The following is a 528-nucleotide window of genomic DNA, read 5'->3' on the forward strand; positions in this document are numbered from 1 at the left end:
GCCGGTCACCAGGTCCTCACCGTCGATCTGCGCGGGCACCGACTCCGACGCCTGGGCGTCATCGCCCGAGCCGGCGTCGAGCACCAGGGCGCCGTCGCGGAAGCTGAGCTGGACGGCGGTGTTGCGGTCGGCGACGAGCGAGACGCGCTTGACGGACTCGATCAGCTCGGCCCGGTCGATGCGCGCCACGGTCAGCTTCTCGCTCGGGAAGAGTGCCCGCACCTTGGGGAACTCGCCGTCGAGCAGTCGGGTCGTCGTACGACGAACACCGCCGGGGCCCGTGCCCTCGAAGCCGATGATGCCGTCGCCGGCACCCGATGCGGAGAGCGCGATGGTGACCTCGGGGCCGGCGGTGAGGGACTTGGCGGTGTCGCCGAGGACCTTCGCGGGGACCAGGGCGGCCATCGTGACGTCGGGGGTGCCGGGGTTCCAGGTCAGCTCACGCTGCGAGAGCCGGAAGCGGTCGGTGGCGAGCAGGGCGATGGTGTCGCCCTCGATCTCGACCCGGACGCCCGTGAGGACGGGAAG

General features: G+C 72.0%; 1 pseudogene. It reads right to left on the reverse strand.

What is annotated here, in order from left to right:
- A pseudogene (locus ACOADB_RS05395) lies at positions 1–528 on the reverse strand (DNA polymerase III subunit beta); the annotation flags it as partial.

Origin of the sequence: Nocardioides sp. CPCC 206348 (assembly GCF_048654705.1) — a bacterium.
Classification (GTDB): Bacteria; Actinomycetota; Actinomycetes; order Propionibacteriales; family Nocardioidaceae; genus Nocardioides.